This is a genomic window from Mycobacterium palustre (assembly GCF_002101785.1).
GTDB lineage: Bacteria > Actinomycetota > Actinomycetes > Mycobacteriales > Mycobacteriaceae > Mycobacterium > Mycobacterium palustre.
Genome location: NZ_LQPJ01000151.1, coordinates 41001 through 65079, shown reverse-complemented (window position 1 = coordinate 65079; position 24079 = coordinate 41001). Strand labels below are relative to the sequence as shown.

General features: G+C 70.3%; 21 protein-coding genes and 1 tRNA gene. 17 read left to right on the top strand and 5 right to left on the bottom strand.

What is annotated here, in order from left to right; genetic code table 11:
* The 7 genes from AWC19_RS27155 to AWC19_RS27120 form a co-directional block, all read left to right on the top strand.
* A partial coding sequence (locus AWC19_RS27155; protein ID WP_211285012.1) for an ATP-binding cassette domain-containing protein occupies window positions 1-2136 on the top strand: 2136 nt, incomplete at its 5' end.
* Between the two features lie 75 nt (window positions 2137-2211).
* Window positions 2212-2652 carry a ribonuclease FAU-1 family protein gene (locus AWC19_RS27150; protein WP_085081162.1) on the top strand — a complete coding sequence of 147 codons (441 nt, stop codon included), beginning with the start codon at window positions 2212-2214 and terminating at the stop codon, window positions 2650-2652.
* A gap of 58 nt (window positions 2653-2710) precedes the next feature.
* Window positions 2711-3154, top strand: a complete 444-nt coding sequence (locus AWC19_RS27145; protein WP_142281444.1) for a DNA ligase — start codon at window positions 2711-2713, stop codon at window positions 3152-3154.
* A complete protein-coding gene (gene ligD, locus AWC19_RS27140; RefSeq protein ID WP_085081161.1) occupies window positions 3151-4149 on the top strand; it encodes a non-homologous end-joining DNA ligase in 999 nt (332 codons plus the stop codon). The genes AWC19_RS27145 and ligD (AWC19_RS27140) overlap by 4 nt, the downstream gene beginning before the upstream one ends.
* Window positions 4149-5039 carry a non-homologous end-joining DNA ligase gene (gene ligD, locus AWC19_RS27135; protein WP_085081160.1) on the top strand — a complete coding sequence of 297 codons (891 nt, stop codon included), beginning with the start codon at window positions 4149-4151 and terminating at the stop codon, window positions 5037-5039. The genes ligD (AWC19_RS27140) and ligD (AWC19_RS27135) overlap by 1 nt, the downstream gene beginning before the upstream one ends.
* Entirely contained in the window at window positions 5032-5808 is a 777-nt protein-coding gene (locus AWC19_RS27130) for an Fpg/Nei family DNA glycosylase (RefSeq protein WP_085081159.1), read from the top strand. The genes ligD (AWC19_RS27135) and AWC19_RS27130 overlap by 8 nt, the downstream gene beginning before the upstream one ends.
* A 184-nt stretch (window positions 5809-5992) precedes the next feature.
* Window positions 5993-6406: a hypothetical protein gene (locus AWC19_RS27120; RefSeq protein ID WP_085081157.1), complete on the top strand. Its 414-nt coding sequence runs from the start codon at window positions 5993-5995 to the stop codon at window positions 6404-6406.
* A gap of 6 nt (window positions 6407-6412) precedes the next feature.
* Here the strand turns inward: AWC19_RS27120 and coaE are convergent, their stop codons facing one another.
* The 3 genes from coaE to polA form a co-directional block, all read right to left on the bottom strand.
* Window positions 6413-7636, bottom strand: coding sequence for a dephospho-CoA kinase (gene coaE, locus AWC19_RS27115; protein WP_085081156.1), 1224 nt, complete (start codon window positions 7634-7636; stop codon window positions 6413-6415).
* Window positions 7637-7642: 6 nt separating this feature from the next.
* A complete protein-coding gene (rpsA, locus tag AWC19_RS27110; protein WP_085081155.1) occupies window positions 7643-9091 on the bottom strand; it encodes a 30S ribosomal protein S1 in 1449 nt (482 codons plus the stop codon).
* Between the two features lie 154 nt (window positions 9092-9245).
* Window positions 9246-11909: a DNA polymerase I gene (gene polA, locus AWC19_RS27105; RefSeq protein WP_142281446.1), complete on the bottom strand. Its 2664-nt coding sequence runs from the start codon at window positions 11907-11909 to the stop codon at window positions 9246-9248.
* Window positions 11910-12039: 130 nt separating this feature from the next.
* Here polA and AWC19_RS27100 point away from each other — a divergent pair, with 130 nt between their 5' ends.
* The gene (locus tag AWC19_RS27100; RefSeq protein WP_085081153.1) at window positions 12040-12483 is read left to right on the top strand and encodes a Zn-ribbon domain-containing OB-fold protein; all 444 of its coding nucleotides are present in this window, start codon (window positions 12040-12042) and stop codon (window positions 12481-12483) included.
* Window positions 12480-13682: a lipid-transfer protein gene (locus tag AWC19_RS27095; protein WP_085081168.1), complete on the top strand. Its 1203-nt coding sequence runs from the start codon at window positions 12480-12482 to the stop codon at window positions 13680-13682. Before AWC19_RS27100 ends, AWC19_RS27095 begins: the two co-directional genes overlap by 4 nt.
* An 81-nt stretch (window positions 13683-13763) precedes the next feature.
* On the opposite strand, the gene AWC19_RS27090 is transcribed toward AWC19_RS27095, so the two are convergent.
* Window positions 13764-14387 (bottom strand): ANTAR domain-containing response regulator, encoded by a 624-nt coding sequence (locus tag AWC19_RS27090; RefSeq protein ID WP_085081169.1) that lies wholly within the window; start codon window positions 14385-14387, stop codon window positions 13764-13766.
* A gap of 122 nt (window positions 14388-14509) precedes the next feature.
* On the opposite strand from AWC19_RS27090, the gene AWC19_RS27085 reads away from it, so the two are divergent.
* The 8 genes from AWC19_RS27085 to cydC all read left to right on the top strand — a co-directional run bounded on the left by AWC19_RS27085 (window position 14510) and on the right by cydC (window position 23137).
* A tRNA-Leu gene (locus AWC19_RS27085) sits at window positions 14510-14583 on the top strand.
* A gap of 10 nt (window positions 14584-14593) precedes the next feature.
* Window positions 14594-15091, top strand: coding sequence for a DUF488 domain-containing protein (locus tag AWC19_RS27080; protein WP_085081152.1), 498 nt, complete (start codon window positions 14594-14596; stop codon window positions 15089-15091).
* Between the two features lie 24 nt (window positions 15092-15115).
* Complete coding sequence (locus tag AWC19_RS27075) at window positions 15116-16444, top strand: adenylate/guanylate cyclase domain-containing protein (protein WP_085081151.1); 1329 nt, start codon at window positions 15116-15118, stop codon at window positions 16442-16444.
* A gap of 27 nt (window positions 16445-16471) precedes the next feature.
* Window positions 16472-17062: an HdeD family acid-resistance protein gene (locus tag AWC19_RS27070; protein ID WP_372508703.1), complete on the top strand. Its 591-nt coding sequence runs from the start codon at window positions 16472-16474 to the stop codon at window positions 17060-17062.
* 77 nt (window positions 17063-17139) lie between these two features.
* Entirely contained in the window at window positions 17140-18615 is a 1476-nt protein-coding gene (locus AWC19_RS27065) for a cytochrome ubiquinol oxidase subunit I (protein WP_085081150.1), read from the top strand.
* Between the two features lie 28 nt (window positions 18616-18643).
* Window positions 18644-19693, top strand: coding sequence for a cytochrome d ubiquinol oxidase subunit II (cydB, locus tag AWC19_RS27060; protein WP_085081149.1), 1050 nt, complete (start codon window positions 18644-18646; stop codon window positions 19691-19693).
* A gap of 65 nt (window positions 19694-19758) precedes the next feature.
* Window positions 19759-21372 carry a thiol reductant ABC exporter subunit CydD gene (gene cydD, locus AWC19_RS27055; RefSeq protein ID WP_085081148.1) on the top strand — a complete coding sequence of 538 codons (1614 nt, stop codon included), beginning with the start codon at window positions 19759-19761 and terminating at the stop codon, window positions 21370-21372.
* Window positions 21359-23137 (top strand): thiol reductant ABC exporter subunit CydC, encoded by a 1779-nt coding sequence (gene cydC / locus AWC19_RS27050; RefSeq protein ID WP_085081147.1) that lies wholly within the window; start codon window positions 21359-21361, stop codon window positions 23135-23137. Before cydD ends, cydC begins: the two co-directional genes overlap by 14 nt.
* Here cydC and AWC19_RS27045 read toward each other — a convergent pair.
* Complete coding sequence (locus AWC19_RS27045; protein WP_085081146.1) at window positions 23121-24038, bottom strand: LLM class F420-dependent oxidoreductase; 918 nt, start codon at window positions 24036-24038, stop codon at window positions 23121-23123. The two genes, cydC and AWC19_RS27045, sit on opposite strands and share 17 nt — an antisense overlap.
* Between the last annotated feature and the right edge of the window lie 41 nt (window positions 24039-24079).

Below are 24079 nucleotides of genomic sequence, written 5' to 3'. Positions count from 1 at the left end.
GCGCTGCGGCCCGCCCCGCCCGACCCGCTGACCGTGGTGCACGCGGCGAAGGTGGCCCCGCCAGAGGCCGCGCCGGCCCGGGCGGACGCGACGCCGCCGGCGGAGTCGACCGTGATCGACGCCAAGACGGCCGACGTCTCGAACCTCGCGACGCGCTTCGTGAAGCTGCTGTCGCCGCGCGCGTCGTCGGCCGCCGGCACGGCCGGCGCCAAGACGATCGGCCGCGCGGCCGAGAACGACATCGTCGTCTCCGACGTGCTGGCCTCGCGTCACCACGCCACGCTGGTGCCCACGCCGCTGGGCCTGGAAATCCGGGACAACAGCGTCAACGGGACGTTCGTCAACGGCACCCGGGTCGGGTCAGCGATCCTGAGCGATGACGACGTGGTCACCATCGGCAACGTCGACCTGGTGTTCCGCGACGGCACGCTGACCAAGCGGAGCGACGCCGCCACGCGCACCGGCGGCCTGGAGGTGCGCAACGTCAAGTACGTCGTCGAAAACGGCAAGCAGCTGCTGGACAACATCTCGCTGACCGCCCGCCCCGGCACGCTGACCGCCGTGATCGGCGGATCGGGCGCCGGCAAGAGCACGCTGGCCAGACTGATCGCCGGCTACACCAGCCCCAGCTCCGGTTCGGTCACCTTCGAGGGCCACGACATCCACGCCGAGTACGCCTCGCTGCGCAGCCGGATCGGCATGGTCCCGCAGGACGACGTGGTGCACCGGCAGCTGACCGTCAACCAGGCGCTCGGGTACGCCGCCGAGCTGCGGCTGCCGCCCGACACCACCAAGGCCGACCGCGCCAAGGTGGTCGCCCAGGTGCTCGAGGAACTCGACCTGACCAAGCACGCCGACACCCGCGTCGACAAGCTCTCCGGCGGCCAGCGCAAGCGCGCCTCGGTCGCGCTGGAGCTGCTGACCGGGCCGTCGCTGCTGATCCTCGACGAGCCGACGTCGGGCCTCGACCCCGCCCTGGACCACCAGGTCATGACGATGCTGCGCCAGCTGGCCGACGCCGGCCGCGTGGTGATCGTCGTGACGCACATGCTGTCCTACCTCGACGTCTGCGACCAGCTGCTGCTGGTGGCCCCGGGCGGCAAGACCGCCTACTGCGGCCCGCCCGATCAGATCGGCGACGCGATGGGCACCAGCAACTGGGCCAAGATCTTCACCAAGGTGGGCGCCGACCCCGACGAGGCCAACCGGCGCTTCCTCGAGCGGGCCGAGGCCCAGAAGCGGCCCCAAAGACTGGTGCCGGACAAGACGGACGAGCCGGGTGATCTGGGCCAGCCGGTCCACACCAGCGTCCGGCGCCAGATCTCGACCGTCGCGCGGCGCCAGGTCCGCCTGGTGGTGGCCGACCGCGCGTACTTCATCTTCCTGGCGCTGTTGCCGTTCATCCTGGGCTCGCTGTCGCTGACGGTTCCGGGAAACAACGGCTTCCACGCACCGGGGCCGAACGCCGGAACCCCCGACGAAGCCGCGCAGATTCTCGCCCTGCTGCTGCCCGCCGCGGCGTTCATGGGCACCGCGCTGACCATCCGTGACCTGGTCGGCGAGCGCGCCATCTTCCAGCGCGAGCAGGCGGTCGGGCTGTCGACGTCGGCCTACCTGCTCGCCAAGACCGCGGTGTTCTGCGGCTTCGCGATTCTGCAGTCGGCGATCATCACCGCGATCGTGGTGATCGGTAAGAGCGCTCCGACCCATGGCGGCGTCCTGCTCGGCCATTCGACTATCGGCGCCACGGTAGAGCTCTTCCTGACCGTCGCCGCGACGTGCGTCGCCTCGGCCATCCTCGGTCTGGCCATTTCGTCGCTGGTCCGGTCCAGCGAGCAGATCATGCCGCTGTTCGTGGTGACCGTGATGGCGCAGTTGGTGCTGTGCGGCGGGATGGTCCCGGTGACCGGTCGGCTCGGCCTCGACCAGCTGTCCTTCGCGATGCCGGCACGCTGGGGGTACGCCGCGGCGTCGGCGACGGTGGATCTGCGGAACCTGGTGCCCGGTTCGCTGGTGTCCCAGGACCGGTTCTGGCGGCACACGTCGACGGTGTGGCTGCTCGACATCGGCATGCTGGCGGCGCTGTCGGTGTTCTACGCCGGGTTCGTGCGCTGGAAAATCAGGTTGCGCCGCTAGGGTGGCACCATTCATCCGCCCAAGCACGAGACGTTCGACCTGGCCGCCCGCACCAACACCGATCCGAAGGGCATCGTGCGGGCCGTCGACGAGTACGTCGTGCGGCCGTGGGGCCTCTACGTCGCGCGGCCCACGCCGGGCCGGGCCCAGTTCCACTACCTGGAGTCGTGGCTGCTGCCGTCACTGGGCTTGCGCGCCACCGTCTTTCACTTCAACCCGGGGCACGAACGCGACCAGGACTACTACCTCGACGTGGGCGAATACACGCCGGGCCCGGGCGCGTGGCGTTCGGAGGACCACTACCTCGACATCGTGGTCCGCACCGGAGCGGGGGCGGCGCTTGCCGACGTCGACGAGCTGCTGGCCGCGGTGCGCGACGGCCTGCTGGCACCGCAGGTCGCCGAGCGGGCGGTGCGGCGCGCGGTGGCGGCGATCGACGGCCTGGCCCGCCACGGCTACGACCTCTCGCGGTGGCTGGCGACCCACGGCATGGAGCTGTCCTGGCGCGGCGGGTAGCGGTCCCGTGCGGCCCGCGGCCGCGTTTCCGCACGTGACGGGCGGGTATCCCTTCGGGATGCGCTTGAGCGAGTACCGGCGCAGGCGGCGGCGCGGCGGCGACCCCCGTTTCGTCGTCCGGCGCCGGGCTGCCGACGCTGACCACTGCGAGTTCGGCCTCGAGATCGGCGGTGTCCTGGTGTGCTGGGCGCTGCGCGAGGGCAGCCGGATCGCCCGGCGCCTCGCCGATTGCCCGCTGGACGTCGCGCCCGACGACGTGATCGTCGGCGAGACCGGCACCTACACCAACGCGTCCCCCCACGACATGACCGACGGCCTCAAGCGCGGGCATCTTTCGTTCCGGCTGCACGGCAAGCAGGTGAGCGGCGGCTACTCGCTCACCCGGGTGTGGGATGGACCGGACGAAACGTGGCTGCTGATCAAACGCAAGGGCGATGCCGACGCGCGCCGTGAGCAGCTGCCCGACGGCGACACGCAGGACGAGCTGTGCGGGTTGCCATGACGGGCCTGTCCAGCCTGCCGGGTCCGGTGCGCGCCGCGCTGCGCGACGAGCCGGTGCCCGATTGGCGCTCCCCCACGCTGGCCACGCTGACCGACAAGCGGTTTTCCGATCCCGACTGGATCTTCGAGCGCAAATTCGACGGCATGCGCTGCCTGGCGTTCCGCGACGGCGACCGGGTGCGGCTGCTGTCGCGAAATCGCCTGTCGCTCAACGGGACCTACCCCGAGATCGTCGACGCGCTCGCCGCCCAGCACGCCACGCGGTTCGTCCTCGACGGTGAGGTGGTGGCCTTCGAGGGGCGCCGCACGAGCTTCGCGCGGCTGCAGGGCCGGCTGGGCATCACCGACCCCGATGTGGCCCGGGCGTCGCCGATCCGGGTGTTCTACTACGTCTTCGACCTGCTGCATCTCGACGGCAAATCGACCACCGACGTGCCACTGCTGTGGCGTAAAAGGCTGCTGCGCAAGGCAATCGAGTTTGAGGATCCGCTGCGCTTCACCACCCACCGGGTGCAGGACGGCATCGCGGCCTACCGGGCGGCGTGCGAGCGCGGCGACGAGGGCGTGATCGCCAAGCTGGCCGACTCCAAATACGACGGCCGCCGGTCGCCGCATTGGCTCAAGTTCAAATGCGTGCGCGACCAGGAATTCGTGGTCGGCGGCTACACCGCGCCCAAGGGCAGCCGGATCGAGTTGGGCGCGTTGCTGCTCGGCTACCACGACGGGCGCGACCTGGTCTACGCCGGCAAGGTGGGCACCGGCTTCGACGAGGACACCCTGCGCCGCCTGCACAAGCGGCTGTCGGCGCTCGAGCAGGACGCGGCCCCCTTCACCCGGGGCCTGGTGCGCGAGAACGGCGCCCGCTGGGTGCGGCCGGAACTGGTGGTGCAGATCGGGTTCACGGAATGGACCCGTGACGGCAGGCTGCGCCACCCGCGCTACCTCGGCCTGCGCACCGACAAGGACGCCCGCGACGTGGTGCGGGAGACCCGCTGATGGCCCGCGCCGACGTCGTGGTCACCCACCCCGACCGGGTGATGTTCCCCGATTCGGGCATCACCAAGAAAGAGCTCGTCGACTACTACGGCGAGGTGGCCGACGCCATGCTTCCGCACCTGAAGGGCAGGGCCCTGAACGCGCAGCGGTTCCCCCGCGGCATCGGCGAAAACGGCTTCCTGCAACAGGGTTTCGCCGATTCGCTGCCGGACTGGATCGACCGCGTCGAGGTCGACAAGGACGGCGGCACCGTGGTCCATCCGGTGGCCGAAAGCCGCCAAGCGTTGCGCTGGCTCGCCAACCAGAACTGCGTCACGCTGCACGTGTGGCAGTCGCGGAAAAACCGGCCGCACAACCCCGATCGGCTGGTCTTCGACCTCGACCCCTCCGACAGCGACTTCGCCGTGGTGAAGGAAACCGCCCGTGCGTTCGCCGCGGTGCTCGACGACCTCGGCCTCGCGCGGTACCTGCAGACCACCGGGTCGCGCGGGCTGCACGTCGTGGCGCCGCTGCGCCCCGAGGCCGATTTCGACACCGTCCGCCAGTTCGCCCGCGACGTCGCCGAGGTGGTCGCGGCCGACGACGCGGCGCACCGCACGGTGGAGGCCCGCAAGGACAAGCGGGGCGGCCGGGTGTATCTCGATGTCATGCGAAACGCCTACGCGCAGACCGCGGTCGCCCCGTATTCGGTCCGGGCCCGCGCGGGCGCGCCGGTCGCGACGCCGCTGGAGTGGGACGAACTGGACGCCCGCGGCCTGCGAGCCGACCGCTTCACCATCCGCGACATGACCAAACGGCTTGCCGGGCAACCGGATCCGTGGGCCGACATGTACCGGCACGCCCGGTCGCTGGCCGGTCCGACGCGGCGGCTGGCAAAGCTTCGTGCCTGAACTGCCCGACGTCGAGGGGTTTCGGCGGGCGCTGGCCGACGCCTTGCCGGGCAGGCGGATTCGGCGCGTGCAGGTCCGCGACGCCGGCATCCTGCGCAACACCACCCCGCGCGCGCTCGCGCGCCGGCTCGAGGGCAGGCGATTCGATTCCCCGCGCCGCCACGGCAAGTGGCTGATCCTGCCCACCGACGGCCCGGCGCTGTTGATCCACAGCGGCATGACGGGCCGGCCCTACTACGCCGCCGACGGCGCCGAGCCCGTGGGCTACGAGCGGCTGGTGCTGTCGCTGGATCGGGGCGAGCTGCGCTACGCCGACCTCCGCAAGCTGCGCGGGGTGTGGCTGGCCGATTCCGCCGACGACGTCGTGCACGTGACGGGCCCGCAGGGCCCCGACGCGCTGGGCCTCGGCCTGCCGCGGTTCCGCGAGGCGCTGGCGGGGCGCCGCGGCCGGCTGAAACCCACGCTGATGGACCAGTCCGTGATCGCCGGCCTGGGCAACCTGCTCACCGACGAGATCTGTTGGCGCGCGCGGATCGCGCCGGCCCGCCCCGTCGCCGACCTGGACGCCGACGACGTCAAGCGCCTGCACACCGCGATGACCCAGGTGCTGCGCACCTCGGTGCGGCACGGCCGGGTGCCCGGCCTGCCGCGCTGGCTCACCGGGGTGCGTGACGGGCCCGACCCGCACTGCCCGCGCTGCGGCGCCGGCCTCGCCCGGGCCCGGGTGGGCGGGCGGACGTCGTGGTGGTGCCCGCGCTGCCAAACCTAGCCCGGCGACGATGCGGTCCGCCTGCAGAACGTTGAGGAGCCGGGCAATCAAACCCAGCCTGGCGACGATGCGGTCCGCTTGCGGAACGTTGAGGAGCCGGGCAATCAAACCCAGCCCGGCGACAATGCGGTCCGCTTGCGGAACGTTGAGGAGCCGGGCAATCAAACCGAGTAACGTTCGTATTATGAGTCCCAGCAACCACAGGTGGATACCGATCGCCGCCTTGATAGCCCTCGCGGCCGGCTCTCAGCTAAGCCCGGCCACGGCGCGCGCGGACCTCCACAACGTCACCTACCGCGCCCGCATCGACGCGCTGACCACCGGCAGCCAGGCCACCTTCGTCATCACCGGCGGGCAGACCAACACCGCCGCCCTTCCCTCGATGCCGGGCAACGCGTTCGAGGCCAACACCGTGTTGCCCGACCCGCAGCAGGCCGGCCTCCGGATCGTGCTTCGCTTCCCGTACGCGGCGAACGTGCATTGCGAGATCGACGTCGACGACAACGTTTTCACCCAGACCGACCAAATGGTCAGGCCGGCGCTGGGCAACTCCGATCCCAATAACGGTGCGCTGCAATGCGGAGCGCCGTTGCCCTAGGCGCGCCTAGGGCCGCCACCCCGCCGAATCGGCCCACTCCCACGCCCGCCGGTAGGCGGCGGAAAACCACGGCTCCTTGGCGGCCGCATAGGCCGCGGTGTCGCCGGCCGCGCCGCGTTCGGCCTCGCGCTTGACGGCCAGGTAGTCGGCGCGGGCGTCGGGGTTGGCCGCGAGCCAGCCGACGAACAGCAGCGCGAACTGCTGATTGGGCCAGCCGTCCACCCGGATGTGCACGTTGGTCGGCCGGCCCGGATCCGCCGAGGCGTGAATTCGCTTGTGCCACAAGCTCGGATCGCCGCCGTGGTTGAATTCTGCCACGGTGCTGCGGGCGTCCGTCTTGGCGACGTCCTCGGCGATGTGCCCAATGCGGGGGTAGCCGGCCGCCAACAGCGGCTCGACGAGGTCGTCGGCGACCGCAAGGGATTCGACGGTGATCTGCATGTCGATGACGTCCTTGGCGGCGAAGTCCGGACACCCGGAAAGGGCGGTCGAGCCGATGTGGTCGACGCGCAGCGCCCGGTGACCGCACGCGGTCCGAAGGCGGTCCGCGATCCGGCGCGCCTGGTCCGGCCAACTGGGGTCGGGTGGCACCAGCCGCGCCGGCGCCGGGGCGATCTCGCGTGCGCTCAAGTTGTGGGCGAACGGAAGGATCCGGTTGTCCCACAAGTCATTTGCCCGCTGCGCCAACTCCTCGGGGCGGCCCGAGTTGTCCACCCACACGTCGGCGACGGCCCGGCGCTGCTCGTCGGTGGCCTGCGCCGCGATCCTGGCGCGGGCGTCCTCTTCGGGCATGCCGCGCTGCTCGACCAGGCGGCGCACCCGCACCTCGACGTCGGCGTGCACCACGACGACCAACGGGAACAGCGGCGCCATCCCGGATTCCACGAGCAGCGGAATGTCTTCGACCACGACGGAATCCTCGGCAACCGACGCGATGATCTCGGCGCGGCGCTTGCCCACCAAAGGATGGACGATCCCGTTCAGCTTCTTGCGAGCGTCGTCATCCCGAAACGCCTTGGCGGCCAAGGCCGGACGGTCCAGCGATCCGTCCGGCTGCAGGATGTCCCCGCCGAACGCCTCGACCAGCGCCGCCAGCCCCTCGGTGCCCGGCTCGACCACCTCGCGCGCGATGACGTCGCCGTCGACGATGATCCCGCCACGCTTCGCGAAGGTGGCCGACAGCGCGGACTTGCCGGCACCGATGCCACCGGTCAGCCCGATACGCAGCATCAAAGACTAGGCGTTGCCGGCGAGTTTCTCCCGCAGAGCGGCCAATTGGGCGTCGCTGGCCAGCGACCCGCCGGCCGCCTTTTCGTCGCGCGCGCCGCCGTTGCCCGACGACTGCTCGCCGCCGCCGTGCCCGGCCGCCTCCGCCGCGGCGAACTTCTCCATCTGGGCGGTGTGCATCTTGTGCCGGCGCTCGGCCTCGGCGTAGCGGGCCTCCCATTCGGCGCGCTGCTTTTCGAAGCCTTCCAACCATTCGTTGGTCTCGGGGTCGAAGCCCTCGGGGAAGATGTAGTTGCCCTGCTCGTCGTAGCTGTCGGCCATGCCGTACTTCGCCGGGTCGAACTCCTCGGTGTAGTCCTCGTTGGCCTGCTTGAGCGACAACGAGATTCGGCGGCGCTCCAGGTCGATGTCGATGACCTTGACCATCGCGTCGTCGCCGACCGCGACCACCTGGTCGGGCACCTCGACGTGGCGCTCGGCCAGCTCGGAGATGTGCACCAGGCCCTCGATGCCCTCCTCGACGCGCACGAACGCGCCGAACGGAACCAGCTTGGTGACCTTGCCGGGCACGATCTGGCCGATCGCATGGGTGCGGGCGAAGTGCCGCCACGGGTCTTCCTGGGTCGCCTTGAGCGACAACGAAACCCGCTCGCGGTCCATGTCGACGTCGAGCACCTCGACGGTGACCTCGTCGCCGACCTGGACCACCTCGGACGGGTGGTCGATGTGCTTCCAGGACAGCTCGGAGACGTGCACCAGGCCGTCCACACCGCCCAGGTCGACGAACGCGCCGAAGTTGACGATCGACGACACCACGCCCTTGCGGATGGTGCCCTTCTGCAGCTGATTGAGGAACTCGCTGCGCACCTCGGACTGGGTCTGCTCCAGCCAGGCGCGCCGCGACAGCACCACGTTGTTGCGGTTCTTGTCCAGCTCGATGATCTTGGCCTCGATCTCCTTGCCGATGTACGGCTGCAGATCCCGCACACGGCGCATCTCGACCAGCGAGGCGGGCAAAAAGCCGCGCAGCCCAATGTCGAGGATCAGGCCGCCCTTGACGACCTCGATGACGGTGCCCTTGACGGCCTCGTCCTTCTCCTTGAGCGCCTCGATGGTGCCCCAAGCGCGCTCGTACTGGGCGCGCTTCTTGGACAGGATCAGGCGGCCCTCTTTGTCCTCCTTGGTGAGGACCAGGGCCTCGACCACGTCACCGACGGAAACGACCTCGTTGGGGTCGACGTCGTGCTTGATGGAGAGCTCGCGAGCGGGGATGACCCCTTCGGTCTTGTAGCCGATGTCGAGGAGCACCTCGTCCCGGTCCACTTTGACAATGGTGCCTTCCACGATGTCGCCATCGTTGAAGTATTTGATGGTCTTATCGATGGCGGCGAGAAAGTCCTCGCTCGAGCCTATGTCGTTGACGGCTACTTGCGGCGAGGTGACGGTGGGACTCGGCATGTTGTTGGGTTGCTCCGGACAGGTTGGGTCGTAGGGACAATTCGGGATTTACCCATCGAGGCTACTCGACGGGGCACACGCTGGCCAAACTCGCCCCGCGTGCATATCTGACTCAAACGTGACGGCACGGCGAATTCCGGGTGCCAAATCGCCGCTAATGCGCGGCGGCGTCCCAGGAGCGGCCGTAGCCGACCGACACCTCGAGCGGGACGTCGAGCGGGTAGGCCCCGCCCATTTTCTCGCGCGCCAGCGCCTCGACCCGCTCCCGCTCGCCCGGCGCGATTTCGAACAACAGTTCGTCGTGGACCTGCAGCAGCATCCGCGACGCCAGCTTGGCCTCCTTGAGCGCCTTGTCCACCTCGATCATCGCGACCTTGATGATGTCGGCCGCGCTGCCCTGGATCGGCGCGTTGAGCGCCGCCCGCTCGGCGGCCTCGCGGACCTGGCGGTTGCTGCTGTCCAGCTCGGGCAGGTACCGGCGGCGGCCGAAGACCGTGGAGGTGTAGCCGTCCTTGCGGGCCTGTTCGACGACGGCCATCAGGTAGTCACGCACCCCGCCGAACCGGGCGAAGTACTGGTCCATCTGATCCTTCGCCTCTTCGGTCGAGATCTTCAGCTGCGCGGCCAGCCCGTACGCGCTGAGCCCGTAGGCCAGCCCGTAGGACATCGCCTTGACCCGGCGCCGCAGCTCGGGGGTGACCTCCTCGATCGGCACGCCGAACGCCCGCGAGGCGACGAACGAGTGCAGGTCCTCGCCGGTGTTGAACGCCTCGATGAGACCCTCGTCGCGGGACAAGTGCGCCATGATCCGCATCTCGATCTGGCTGTAGTCGGCGGTCATCAGCTCGGCATAACCGTCGCCGACGACGAACGCGTCGCGGATCTGGCGGCCTTCCTCGGTGCGGATCGGGATGTTCTGCAGGTTGGGTTCGGTCGACGACAGCCGGCCGGTGGCCGCGATCGTCTGGTTGAACGTGGTGTGGATGCGGCCGTCGGGGGCCACCGAGTTCAGCAGCCCGTCGACGGTGACCTTGAGCCGGGTGACGTCGCGGTGGGCCAGCAGGTGCTGCAGGAACGGGTGCCCGGTCTTGTCGAACAGCGACTGCAGGGCGTCGGCGTCGGTGGTGTAGCCGGTCTTGGTGCGCTTAGTCTTGGGCATCCCGAGCTCGTCGAACAACACCACCTGCAGCTGCTTGGGCGAGCCCAGGTTGATCTGCTTGCCGATGACGGCGTAGGCGGCCTCGGCGGCGTCGCGGATCTGGTCGGCGAATTGGCTTTGCAGCTCGCTCAGCCGCTGCAAATCGACCGCGATGCCGGCGCTTTCCATGTTGGCCAGCGCCTGCTGGACGGGCAGTTCCATCTCCACCAGCAGCGCGCTGGAGTCGATGCGCTGCAACTCGGCGTCCAGCGCGTCGGCCAGGTCCACCACGGCGCGGGCGCGCAGGATCAAGGTCTGGACGGCCTGCTCGTCCACCCCCTCCATGTCGTCGAGCAGCGAAAGCTGTTGCTGCTCAGGCGATTCCGCGCGCAGCTCGCGACGCAAGTACCGCAGCGACAGGTCGTCGAGGGTGAAGCTGCGCTGCCCGGGCCGCACCAGGTAGGCCGCCAGCGCGGTGTCGGAGGTGACGCCGTTCAGCGTCCACCCGCGGCCCGCCACGTCATGCATGGCGAGCTTGGCCTCGTGCAGCGCTTTGGGTTTCGCCGGATCGGCCAGCCACTGCGCCAGCGCCGCGTCGTCCTCCGGGGTCAGGGTGGCGGTGTCGATGTACGCGCCGTCGCCGTCGGCCGCGGCGATGGCCAGCGCCGTGGCGTCCCCGCCGTGCGGCAGGTGCGTGCCGGCGACGGCCAGCCCGGCGCGGCGCCCGTCGGCGGCGTGCGCGGCCAGCCACTGCCCGACCGTGCCGGGGTCCAGCGCGCCCCCGCGCACGTCGAAGCCCTCGTCGACCTCGGGCTCGACGGCGGCCAGGGTCTCGAACAGCCGGTCCCGCAGCACGCGGAACTCGAGGTCGTCGAACAGCCGGTGGATCTGGTCGCGGTCCCAGGGCTGCAGCCGCAGCGTGTCCGGCGTCTGCGCCAGCGGCACGTCTTTGACCAGTTCGGTGAGGTCGCGGTTGAGTACCACGCTGGCGACGTGCGCCCGCAGCGCGTCGCCCACCTTGCCGCGCACCGCGTCGACGTTGTCGACGAGCCCCTGCAGCGAGCCGTATTCGGCGATCCACTTGGCGGCCGTCTTCTCCCCCACCCCCGGGATGCCGGGCAGGTTGTCACTGGGATCGCCGCGCAACGCCGCGAAGTCGGGGTACTGCTTGGGGGTCAGCCCGTACTTTTCGACGACGGCCTCCGGGGTGAAGCGGGTCAGCTCGCTGACACCCTTGCGCGGGTACAGCACGGTCACGTCGTCGCTGACCAGCTGCAGCGCGTCGCGGTCCCCGGTGACCACCAGCACGCGGTAACCCTCGTTCTCGGCCTGGGTGGCCAGCGTCGCGATCAGGTCGTCGGCCTCGAACCCCGGCTCGGAGAGCACGGTGATGCCCAGCGCGTTGAGCACCTCCTTGGTGATGTCGATCTGGCCGTGGAACTCGTCGGGCGTCGACGACCGGTTGGCCTTGTACTCCGGGTAGCGCTCCGAGCGGAACGTCTGCCGCGACACGTCGAACGCGGCGGCGATGTGCGTCGGCGCCTCGTCGCGCAGCAGGTTGATCAGCATTGCGGTGAAGCCGTACACCGCGTTGGTGGTCAGCCCGCCGCGGGTCTTGAAGTTCTCGGCGGGCAGCGCGTAGAACGCCCGGAACGCCAGCGAATTGCCGTCCAACAGCATCAGCGTCGGCTTGGTGTGTTCCGGGGCGGTGGCGGGTGTGGCGGTGGGCGCGGCAGGCACGGCTTCAACTCTAGGCACTCGGTGTGACGAGCCCTGGCGCGCCCAAACAAGCGCTTGGTAGTGTGGGCGGGTGCCTGAGGTCACCAGCCAACAACCCGCGATCGAGGGTTGGTTCGCCACCGACGAGGCCGGCGTGCCGCACCTGATCGGCAGCAAGTGCCCGCAGTGCGGCACCTACGTCTTTCCGCCCCGCGAGAACAACTGCCCCAACCCGGGCTGCGACAGCGACGCGCTGGCGCCCGTCGCGCTGTCCACCCGCGGCACGCTGTGGAGCTACACCGAAAACCGTTATCCCCCACCGCCGCCCTACCCCGCCCCGGATCCGTTCGAGCCGTTCGCGATCGCCGCGGTCGAGCTGGCCGAGGAGGGGCTGATCGTGCTGGGCAAGGTGGTCGAGGGCACGCTGGCCGCCGATTTGAAGGTCGGCATGGAGATGGAGCTGACCACGATGCCGCTGTTCACCGACGATGACGGCGTGGAGCGCATCGTGCACGCGTGGAGGCGCGCCTCGTGAGCACCCCAGAGCCGTTGTACATCCTCGGCGCCGGCATGCACCCGTGGGGCAAGTGGGGCCGCGACTTCACCGAATACGGGGTGGTCGCCGCCCGGGCCGCGCTGGCCGAGGCCGGTCTGGACTGGAAGCAGATCCAACTGGTCGCCGGCGCGGACACCATCCGCAACGGCTACCCGGGGTTCATCGCCGGGTCGACGTTCGCGCAGAAGCTCGGCTGGAACGGCGTGCCGGTGAGCTCGAGCTACGCCGCCTGCGCCAGCGGGTCGCAGGCCCTGCAGAGCGCGCGCGCCCACATCCTGGCCGGCTTCTGCGACGTCGCGCTGGTGATCGGCGCCGACACCACCCCGAAGGGCGCGTTCGCTCCAGTCGGCGGGGAGCGCAAGAACGACCCCGACTGGCAGCGGTTCCACCTGATCGGCGCGATGAACCCGGTGTACTTCGCGCTGCTGGCGCGCCGCCGGATGGACCTCTACGGAGCGACGTCCGAGGACTTCGCCCAGGTGAAGGTGAAGAACTCCCGGCACGGGCTGCAGAACCCGAACGCCCGCTACCGCAAGGAGGCCTCGGTCGACGACGTGTTGGCCAGCCCGGTGGTGGCCGACCCGCTGCGGCAGCTCGACATCTGCGCCACCTCCGACGGGGCGGCGGCCTTGATCGTGGCCAGCGCCGAGTTCGCCCGCAAGCACCTCGGCTCCCTCGACGGCGTGCCCTCGGTGCGCGCGGTCAGCACGGTGACCCCGCGCTACCCGCAGCACCTGCCCGAATTGCCCGACATCGCAACGGATTCCACCGCCGCGGTGCCCGCCCCTGACCGCGTGTTCAAGGACCAGATCCTCGACGCGGCCTACGCCGAGGCCGGCATCGGGCCCGAGGACGTCAGCCTCGCCGAGGTTTACGACCTGTCCACCGCGCTGGAGCTCGACTGGTACGAGCACCTCGGGCTGTGCGCCAAGGGCGAGGCCGAGGGGCTGCTGCGCAGCGGCGCGACCACCATCGGCGGCAAGGTGCCGGTCAACCCGTCGGGCGGGCTGGCCTGCTTCGGCGAGGCCATCCCCGCCCAGGCCATCGCCCAGGTGTGCGAGCTCAACTGGCAGCTGCGCGGCCGGGCCACCGGCCGGCAGGTGGAGAACGCCACGGTCGGCGTGACGGCCAACCAGGGCCTGTTCGGCCACGGCTCGTCGGTGATCGTCGCGCGCTAGGCGGTCTCGCGTGCCCCGCGCGAGCGTGCGCAGTTGTACGCGTCTGGCGGCGTGTCGCCGCACAGACGCGCACGCTCGCGGCTAGGCCGAGTCGCCCTTCGGCGTGTCGAGGGTTTCCAGCACCACCTCGGCCACCCGCTTCATGGTGGTGCGCCGATCCATCGCGGCGCGCTGGATCCACTTGAACGCCTCGGGCTCGGTCATGCCCTGTTTGGCCTGCAGCAGGCCCTTGGCGCGCTCGACGAGCTTGCGGGTCTCCAGCCGGTCGTTCAGCGTGGCCACCTCGCGCTCCAGCTCGGTGATCTCGCTGAACCGGCTGACCGCCAACTCGATGGCCGGGATCAGGTCGCTGATCGTGAACGGCTTCACCAGGTAGGCCATCGCCCCGGCGTCCCGGGCACGCTCGACGAGGTCGCGCTGGCTGAACGCGGTCAGCACCACGATCGGGGCGATGCGTTTGGCGGCGATCTCCGACGCCGCGTCGATGCCGTCGCGGCGCGGCATCTTCACGTCCATGATCACCAGGTCGGGCTTGTGGTGCTCGGCAAGTTCGACGGCCTCTTGGCCATCGCCGGCCTCGCCGACGATTTCGTAACCCTCCTCGCGCAGCATCTCGGCCAGGTCGAGGCGGATGAGGGCTTCGTCTTCGGCGATCAGGACCCGGCGCGGCACAGCGGCGTCGGTGTCGGTCGTGGGGCCTGTCATGACCGACATTGTCTCGTGAACGCCCGCGACCAGCGAACTCGGGGGCGGTGAGAATCCGCGCCCGCGCCGATCATCTATGGTGGGAGGCTGCTTTAAGGTAGGGGTCGGACCCCTCCTTGCGAGCCCTCGTATCCCAACTGGCAGAGGAAACGGACTCAAAACCCGTCCAGTGTGGGTTCGAATCCCACCGAGGGCACCCTCGGATCATGCTGTTCACCATCGGCCATGGCGCGAAGACCGCCCAGGAACTCACCGACGACCTGCGCCGGCACCGCGTCACGCTGCTCGTGGACGTGCGCAGCTTCCCCGGCTCGCGGCGCAACCCCGACGTCTCCAAAGAGGCGATGCCGGACTGGCTGGGGGCCGCGGGGATCGCCTACCGCCACGAGCCGGACCTCGGTGGCCGGCGCAAGCCGCCGGCCGACCCGCTGCCAAGCGATCGGTGGTGGGAGAACGCGGCCTTCGCCAATTACGCGGGCCATACCCGCACGCCCGCGTTCCAGGCGGCCTACCGGCGGCTGCTGGCCGACGCCGAAACGGCCGACGTGGCCGTCATGTGCGGCGAACCCACCTGGTGGCGATGCCATCGGCGGATGATCGCCGACCTGGCCACCCGGGACGGGCACCCCGTGCAGCACATCATGCCCAACGGCTCGCTGGCACCACACCGCGTATCCGACTGGCTCGCCAGCAACCCACCCTGAGCCGGAAACGGCTACGCTCGCTATGTGGCGGCTAAGAAGTGCGGCGCCCCACCCAAGACGGCCGGCTCGTCGAAAAGCCCGGACTGCGTAGCGGCGGTACGGGCGCAAGACCGCGACCGCAACCAGCACTACGCGGCCAGCGCCGCCCGCCGAGCCCGAATCCTGACCATCACCGCGTGGCTGGCCGTGGCGGTCAGCGCGATCTTCGTGCTCGTGCAAATCGTCAGCGGATCCTGGATGTGGCAGGTCAGCTCGATCAACGTCGTCGGCGCGATGGTCTTCGCGTTCGTGCCGTGGTTGCAGCGGTTCGGCGAACTGGTAGCCCCGCTCACCTTCCTCGCCGCGGCCTATGCCTCGGTGTTCGCCAGCTGCGTGGACATGGGGACGGGCTCGGGATCCCAGTTCTTCTTCCTGGTTGGTGCCTGCCTGGTGGTCCTGTTGCTCGGCATCGAACACATCGTGTTGGCGTCGATGGTGGCGGCCGTGGCCGCCGGGCTGATCATCGCGGTGGAATTCCTGGTGCCGCGCAACACCGGCCTGCAGCCGGCCTGGGCGCAGTCGGCGGGCTTCGTCATCACCACGGTCTCCAGCGTCGTGTTGGTCGTCGTGACGGTCTGGTTCGCCCTGCGCGACACCGCGCGCGCCGAGGCCGTCATGGAGGCGCAGTACGAACGGTCGGAAACGCTGCTGGCCAACATGTTGCCCGCCAGCGTCGCCGAGCGGCTCAAGGAGCCCGACCGCAGCGTCATCGCCGACAAGTACGACGAGGCCTCGGTCCTGTTCGCCGACATCGTCGGGTTCACCGAACGGGCCACCGGCACACCACCGGCCGACCTGGTGCGCTTCCTCGACCGGCTGTACGGCGCCTTTGATGAGCTCGTCGACCAGCACGGCCTGGAAAAGATCAAAGTCAGCGGCGACTGCTACATGGTGGTCAGCGGGGTGCCGCGGCCGCGGCCCGACCACGCCCGCGCGCTGGCGGACCTCGCGCTCGACATGGCCGATGTCGCCGCGAGAGCGAAAGATCCGCACGGCCACCCCGTCTCGCTGCGGGTGGGCATGGCGTGCGGGCCGGTGGTCGCCGGCGTGGTCGGTTCCCGCCGATTCTTCTACGACGTCTGGGGGGACGCGGTCAACGTCGCGTCGCGGATGGAAACCACCGATTCGGTCGGACGAATCCAGGTGCCCGAGGCGATGTACGAACGCCTCAAGGACGAGTTCGTGCTGCAGGAGCGTGGTCACATCGAGGTCAAGGGCAAGGGCCCGATGCGCACCTGGTACCTGATCGGGCGCAAGGCAGCCGACGACGCCGCCGCCGTGCTCGCCGACGAACCGCGCACGGCACGCGTCTGACCAAAGACCCTGTTGTGGCCACGTCGCTTGTGCCAGACTGCGGCCATGACAACCTCCAGTGGGACCACCGCCGTTCCAAGCCTGTTGCCGCACTTGTGGAAATCCACGCTGGCGTCGGGAATCCTGTCGCTGATCGTCGGCGCTGTCGTCCTGGCGTGGCCGGGCATTTCGGTCCTGGCCGCGGCCATCGCGTTCGGCGTCTACCTGTTGATCACCGGCGCCGCACAGGTCGTCTTCGCGTTCAGCCTGCACGTCTCGGCGGGCAGCCGGGTCCTGTTGTTCATCAGCGGGGCGGCGTCACTCATTTTGGCCGTGTTAGCTTTTCGCCATTTCGGCAACGCGGTCCTGCTGCTGGCCATCTGGATTGGCGTCGGTTTCATCTTCCGCGGCGTGGCCACGACGGTGTCGGCCATCAGCGACCCGACCCTGCCGGGCCGGGGCTGGTCGATCTTCGTCGGCGTGATCAGCCTGCTCGCCGGCATCGTCGTCATGGCGTCGCCGATCGCGTCGATCGTCACCCTGGCGATCGTGGTCGGCGTCTGGTTCGTCGTCATCGGCGTCTTCGAGATCGTGTCGTCGTTCCGCATCCGCAAGGCGTCGAAAGACCTGGCCCGTTAGTCCGCAAAACGCCGTAGCGCTGGCCCCGCCGGACTACTACACTGTGTCGTAGTCGGCCGCAGTTTGGGAGATGACACATGAATGTCGTCGATATTTCGCGGTGGCAGTTCGGTATAACGACCGTCTACCACTTCATCTTCGTGCCGCTGACCATCGGTCTGGCCCCCCTGCTCGCGGTCATGCAGACGGTGTGGGTGGCCACCGGCAACGCCGCGTGGTATCGCCTCACGAAGTTTTTCGGCAAGTTGTTCCTGATCAACTTCGCCATCGGCGTGGCAACCGGGATCGTCCAGGAGTTCCAGTTCGGCATGAACTGGAGCCAGTACTCGCGGTTCGTGGGCGACATCTTCGGCGCGCCGCTCGCGATGGAAGGCCTGGCCGCGTTCTTCTTCGAGTCCACCTTCATCGGCCTGTGGATCTTCGGCTGGAGCCGGCTGCCGCGGCTGGTGCACCTGGCATGCATCTGGGTCGTCGCGATCGGTGTGAACGCGTCGGCGTTCTTCATCATCGCGGCGAATTCGTTCATGCAGCACCCGGTCGGCGCGCACTTCAATCCCGCCACCCGGCGCGCCGAGTTGACCAGCATCGGCGCCCTGCTGAGCAATAACACCGCGCGCGCCGCGTTTTCGCACGCGGTGACGGGGTCGCTGCTGACCGCCGGCACGTTCGTCGCCGCCGTCAGCGCGTGGTGGCTGGTGCGTTCCCACAGCGCCGCGGCCAACCCGGAGGCCCGGACCATGTTTCGCCCGGCGGCCATCCTGGGATGTTGGGTGGCGCTGATCGCCGCCGCCGGTTTGTTCTTCACCGGCGACACCCAGGGCAAGCTGATGTTCGTTCAGCAACCGATGAAGATGGCGTCGGCGGAATCGTTGTGCGACACCGAAACCGACCCCGACTTCTCCATCCTGACCGTCGGCACGCACAACAACTGCGAAAGCATCACCCGCGTCATCGAGGTGCCCTACGTGCTGCCGTTTCTGGCCGAGAGCCGGTTCAGCGGCGTGACGTTGTTCAGCGGCGTGACGTTGCAGGGCGTGCGCAACATTCAGCAGCAGGACGAACAGCGGTTCGGGCCAAACGATTACCGGCCCAACCTGTTCGTCACCTACTGGTCGTTCCGCGCGATGATCGGCCTGCTCGCGGTGCCCGTGCTGTTCGCCCTGGTCGCGTTGTGGCTCACCCGCGGCGGCCGGATCCCCGATCAGCGCTGGTTCTCCCGGCTGGCGCTGCTCACGATTCCCACGCCGTTCCTGGCCAACAGCGCGGGCTGGGTGTTCACCGAAATGGGCCGCCAGCCATGGATTGTCGTGCCGAACCCGACCGGCGACCAACAGGTTCGGCTGACCGTGGCCCAAGGCGTCTCCGACCACACGCCGGCGATGGTCGTCACCTCGCTGGTGACCTTCACCCTGGTGTACGCCGTGCTCGCCGTGATCTGGTTCTGGTTGCTCAAGCGCTACGTCGTCGAGGGGCCGCAAGAACACGACGCGGAACCGGCTGCCCCGCACGACCCCAGCGACGCCGAGGTCGCGCCGCTGTCGTTCGCGTACTGAAATGGCCGTCCGGGAAAGGAGCTGACCGGTGGGACTGCAACAGTTGTGGTTCGGCATCATCGGCATGCTGTTCCTCGGTTTCTTCATCCTCGAGGGCTTTGACTTTGGCGTCGGCATGCTCATGGAGCCGTTCGCCCGCGTGCATCGTTCGGGCATAAGCGATCCCGAGCTGCACCGCCGCACCGCGCTCAACACCATCGGGCCGGTCTGGGACGGCAACGAGGTCTGGCTGATCACCGCGGGCGCGTCAATGTTCGCCGCGTTTCCCGGGTGGTATGCCACCGTGTTCTCGACCCTGTACCTGCCGCTGCTGGCCATCCTGTTCGGCATGATCGTGCGCGCCGTGGCGATCGAATGGCGCGGCAAGGTCGACGACACCAAGTGGCGCGGCTGGGCCGATCTCGGGATCGCCGCCGGGTCGTGGCTGCCCGCCGTGCTGTGGGGGGTGGCGTTCGCCATCCTGGTCCGCGGGCTTCCGGTGGACGCCGCCGGCCGCGTCCACCTTTCGGTCACCGACGTACTCAACGCCTACACCCTGCTGGGCGGTCTGGCCACCGCCGGGCTGTTCTTGTTCTACGGCGCGGTGTTCGTCTCGCTGAAGACCTCCGACGCGATCCGCGACGACGCGCACCGGTTCGCGGTGTGGTTGTCCCTTCCGGCCACCGGACTCGTTGCGGCATTTGGACTTTGGACGCAGCTGGCGCACGGCAAGGACTGGACGTGGCTGGCGCTCGGCGTCGCGGTGGTGGCGCAGCTGGCCGCGGTGCTGCTGGTGTGGCGGCGCGGACCCGACGGCTGGGCGTTCGCCTGCACCGCGGTAGTGGTGGCGGCGGTGGTGGTTCTGTTGTTCGGCGCGCTGTATCCCAACCTGGTGCCCTCGACGCTGAACCACCAGTGGAGCGTGACGATCTACAACGCCTCGTCGACGCCCTACACCCTGAAGATCATGACGTGGGTGACGGCCTTCATGGCCCCACTGACGGTGGTGTACCAGGCGTGGACGTATTGGGTGTTCCGGCAACGGATTTCGGCCGAGCGGATACCGCCCCCGATCGGCCTGGCGAGGCGTGCCTCCTGAGCGCCGAGGACCGCACCGGCACGCGGGCTCCCCTGGACCCGCGACTGTGGCGGGCGTCGGCCGCGTTGCGCCGCTACCTGGTCGCCGCGGTGGGCTGCGGGGTCGTCATCTCGGGCTGCGCGATCGGCTCGGCGATCGTGCTGGCGGGGATCGTCGCGGGTGTCGTCGGCGACCGCGCGGCGCGCGACGTGCGGGCGTGGCTGGCGCCGCTGTCGATCCTGGTGGCGCTGTGGGCGATCCGCACCGTGACGCACTGGCTGCAGGCGCGGCTGGGCCAGCGCGGCGCCAGCGCGGTGATCGCCGAGCTGAGCGGTCAGGTGCTGACGGCGGTGACCGCCCGCCAACCCGCCGAGCTGGCCGCGCAGCGCGACGCCGCCGCGGTGGTGGTCACCCGCGGCCTGGACGGGCTGCGGCCCTACTTCACCGGCTACCTGCCCACGCTGCTGCTCGCCGCGATCCTGACCCCGGCCACCGTCGCCGTGATCGCCGCCTACGACCTGAAGTCCACGCTGATCGTGGTGATCACCCTGCCGCTGATCCCGATGTTCATGGTGCTGATCGGGCTGGCCACGGCCGAGCGTTCGGCGGCCGCGCTGGAGGCGATGACCACGCTGCAGGCGCGGCTGCTGGACCTGATCGCGGGCATCCCGACGCTGCGGGCGCTCGGGCGCGCCCGCGGCCCCGAACACCGCATCGCCGAACTCGCTGCGGCGCACCGGCGTTCGGCGATGGCGACGCTGCGGATCGCGTTCCTGTCGGCGCTGGTGCTCGAGCTGCTGGCCACGCTGGGGGTGGCGCTGATCGCGGTCGGCATCGGCCTGCGCCTGGTGTTCGGTCAGATGACGTTGGCGACGGGCCTGACCGTGCTGTTGCTGGCACCGGACGTGTACTGGCCGCTGCGGCGCGTCGGCGTGGAATTCCATGCGGCCCAGGACGGCAGGACCGCCGCCGACAAGGCGTTCGCCCTCATCGGGGAGCCGGCCGCCCCGGCGGAGCGCACCCGGACGGTCGTCGCGCGCGGCGCGGAGATCCGCCTCGAGGGCCTCAGCGTGCTGGGCCGCGACGGCCGCGCGCCGCGCGACCTCACCGCGGTGCTCGAGCCCGGCCTGGTCACGGTGCTGACCGGGCGCAACGGCGCCGGCAAGAGCACCACGCTGCAGGCGATCGCCGGGCTCACCGCGGCGTCGTCGGGCCGCGTCACCGTCGCTGGGGTCGACGTCGCCGACCTGGACCCGGCGGCGTGGTGGCGCCAGCTGTCGTGGCTGCCCCAACGACCGGCGCTGGTGCCCGGCACCGTGCGCGACAACCTCGCGCTGTTCGGCAAGGTGGCGGATATGGAATCGGCTTGTGCCGCTTCGGGTTTCGATGCGGTTCTGGCCGAGCTGCCGGACGGGATGGACACCGCGCTCGGCCGCGGGGGGGTCGGGCTGTCGCTGGGCCAGCGGCAACGGCTCGGGCTTGCCCGCGCTCTCGGTTCGCCGGCCCCGGTGCTGCTGCTCGACGAGCCCACCGCGCATCTGGACGCCGGCACCGAACGACGGGTGCTGCGGGCCATTGTCGAGCGCGCCCGCGCCGGCGCGACGGTGGTGGTCGTCGGGCACCGCGAGGCCGTCCTCGCCATCGCAGACGAGGTGGTGGAGGTGGCCGCGGACAGCCAGGTGCGTCATGCGCCGGTCTGATGCCCTCGCGGCGATCGCAAGCGCGGCGAAGCCGGGCGTAGCGGGTCGCCGCGCGACAAACCTCGCGGCGATCGCAAGCGCGGCGAAGCCGGGCGTAGCGGGTCGCCGCGCGACAAACCTCGCGGCGATCGGCCTCCTGCGCCCGCGGCTGCCCCGGGTCGTGGCGGCGGTCGCGCTCGGGGCGCTGTCGCTCGGCAGCGCGCTGGCCCTTGCCGGGGTGTCGGCGTGGCTGATCACGCGGGCCTGGCAGATGCCGCCGGTGCTCGACCTGTCGGTCGCGGTCGTCGCGGTGCGCACCCTCGCGATCTCCCGCGGCGTGCTGCACTACTGCGAGCGGCTGGCCACCCACGACACCGCGCTGCGCGCGGCCGGCACCGCGCGGGCCCAGATCTATCACCGGCTGACCCGCGGACCGGCCGCGGCCGCGGTCCGGCTGCACAGCGGCGAGCTGGTGGCGCGGGTGGGCGCCGACGTCGACGAACTGGCCAACGTCGTGGTGCGCGCCCTCGTGCCGATCGGCGTCGCGACGATTCTGGCGCTGGCGGCGACGGCGACGATCGCGGCGATCTCGCCACCGGCCGCCGCGGTGCTCGCCGCGTGCCTGCTGATCGCCGGCTACGTCGCGCCCCGGCTGGCCGGCAGGGCCGCCGCGAGGCAGGAAATGGTTGCGCGCCAACATCATTCCGAGCGCGACACCGCGGCGATGATCGCCCTCGAGCACGCGCCGGAGCTTCGCGTCGCCGGTGCGTTGCCCGGCATCATCGCCGAATCGCGACGGCGCCAACGGGCCTGGGGCGATGCCCTGGACGCGGCGGCCCGGCCCGCCGCGATCGCCGAGGCCATGCCGACCGCGGCGATCGGTGCCAGCGTGCTCGGCGCGGTGGTGGCCGGGATCGGGTTGGCCCAGACGGTCGCCCCCACCACGCTGGCCGTGCTGATGTTGTTGCCGCTGTCGGCGTTCGAGGCGACGACGGCCCTCCCGGCCGCCGCGGTGCAGTTGACGCGGTCGCGGATCGCCGCGCGGCGCCTGCTCGAGCTCGCCCCACCCGGCGCAACGGGTGCGCGCGGCCGGCCGGTACCGGCCGGCGCCGGCCGGCTGTCGGCCGATGCCGTGGCCGGTCACCCCGACGCGGCGCGGCCCATCCGGGTGGCGCTCGACCTGGCGCCGGGCGCCCGGCTGGCCGTCACCGGGGCCAGCGGTTCGGGCAAGACGACGCTGCTGATGACGCTCGCCGGGCTGCTGCCGCCGCTGCGGGGACGCGTGCTGCTGGACGGGGCCGACGTCGGTGGCCTCGACGAAGACGAATTGCACAGCGCGGTCGGCTTTTTCGCCGAGGACGCGCACCTGTTCGCCACGACCGTGCGCGACAATCTGTTGGTGGCCCGCGGCGACTGCCGCGACGACGAACTCACCGCGGCGCTAGACGCGGTCGGCCTCGGGGGGTGGCTCGCGAGCCTGCCGGACGGCCTGTCCACCGTGTTGACCGGTGGCGCGCAGGCGGTTTCGGCGGGTCAGCGAAGGCGGCTGCTGCTGGCGCGGGCGGTGATCTCCCCGGCCCGCGTCGTGCTGCTCGACGAGCCCACCGAGCACCTCGACGCGACCGACGCCGAAGCGATCCTGCGTGACCTGCTGGGCCCGGACCCGCGGCTGTTCTCGGCGGGGCGGACCGTGGTGGTGGCCACCCACCACCTACCACGCGGTATCGGCTGTCGCGAACTACGCGTCACCGACCCGGCACCGGAAGGGCTCACACCGAGGCGGTGAGCCTCCAAAGCGCTTCGCGGTCAAGGGATTCGGAGTCGTCCAACGGGCTGAGGACCAGGTCCGTCGCCCCGGCGTCCAGGTAGCGGCGCAACTGCTTGGCCACCGCATCCTCCGACCCGAGCGCGGCGAGCTCGGTCACGCTGTCGACGCCCTCCCGGGCGATGACCTTTTGATACGACGGGATGGTCTGATAGAAGCTCAGCTGCTCGGCGGCGCGGGTGCGCGCGGCGTCGGCGTCGCCGGACAACACGACCGGCACCGCGGCGATGATGCGCGGCGCGGGGCGGCCCGCGCCGGCGGCCGCTTCGGTGATCGCCGGGGCGATGAATTCGCCGATGGTCCGAGGGCCGGCCAGGTATGGCAGCGTGCCGTCGGCGAGCTCGCCGGTGACGCGTAACGCCTTGGGCCCCATCGCGGCCACATACACCGGCACCGGTGTGCCGCCGGCGACGCCCGCCGGCCACGCGGGACTGGCGCTCAGCTCCCTGCCCTGGAAGTCGACGCGACCGGCGTCGAAGACAGAGCGCAGGATCGTCAGATGGTCCCGCAGCCGCTCGACCGTGTTCGACCAGTCGACGCCGAACGTCCGGTGTTCAATCCGGCGGGCCCCCAACCCGATCCCGAGGCTGAAGCGGCCGTGCGAGGCGGCCTGCGCGGTCTGCGCCAGCGACGCCACGATCAGCGGGTGTCGCGGGTTGATCGGCACCACCGAGGTGCCGACGCCGAGCCCCGGCACGGCCGCCCCGACCAGCCCCGCCAACGAAATCGCGTCGTAGTTGACGCGCTGGGGCAGCCAGACCTGACCGACGCCGAGGTCGTGTGCGCGCGTGGCCTGTTCGATCACGTCGTCGACGAGGTTGCGGGCGCTCGAGCGTGGATTGATGATGATTCCGGTGGCCATGCCGCCATCAACACCGCCGGCCCGGCGGCCATTCCGCGCCG

Coding starts and splice junctions, on each gene's coding strand:
- AWC19_RS27080 (WP_085081152.1), top strand. CDS start 14,594: ATGCTGTTCACCATCGGCCATGGCGCGAAGACCGCCCAGGAACTCACC.
- rpsA (WP_085081155.1), bottom strand. CDS start 9,091: ATGCCGAGTCCCACCGTCACCTCGCCGCAAGTAGCCGTCAACGACATA.
- AWC19_RS27120 (WP_085081157.1), top strand. CDS start 5,993: ATGAGTCCCAGCAACCACAGGTGGATACCGATCGCCGCCTTGATAGCC.
- AWC19_RS27090 (WP_085081169.1), bottom strand. CDS start 14,387: ATGACAGGCCCCACGACCGACACCGACGCCGCTGTGCCGCGCCGGGTC.
- polA (WP_142281446.1), bottom strand. CDS start 11,909: ATGCTGTTGGACGGCAATTCGCTGGCGTTCCGGGCGTTCTACGCGCTG.
- AWC19_RS27065 (WP_085081150.1), top strand. CDS start 17,140: ATGAATGTCGTCGATATTTCGCGGTGGCAGTTCGGTATAACGACCGTC.
- ligD (WP_085081161.1), top strand. CDS start 3,151: ATGACGGGCCTGTCCAGCCTGCCGGGTCCGGTGCGCGCCGCGCTGCGC.
- AWC19_RS27045 (WP_085081146.1), bottom strand. CDS start 24,038: ATGGCCACCGGAATCATCATCAATCCACGCTCGAGCGCCCGCAACCTC.
- AWC19_RS27145 (WP_142281444.1), top strand. CDS start 2,711: ATGCGCTTGAGCGAGTACCGGCGCAGGCGGCGGCGCGGCGGCGACCCC.
- cydC (WP_085081147.1), top strand. CDS start 21,359: ATGCGCCGGTCTGATGCCCTCGCGGCGATCGCAAGCGCGGCGAAGCCG.
- coaE (WP_085081156.1), bottom strand. CDS start 7,636: ATGCTGCGTATCGGGCTGACCGGTGGCATCGGTGCCGGCAAGTCCGCG.
- ligD (WP_085081160.1), top strand. CDS start 4,149: ATGGCCCGCGCCGACGTCGTGGTCACCCACCCCGACCGGGTGATGTTC.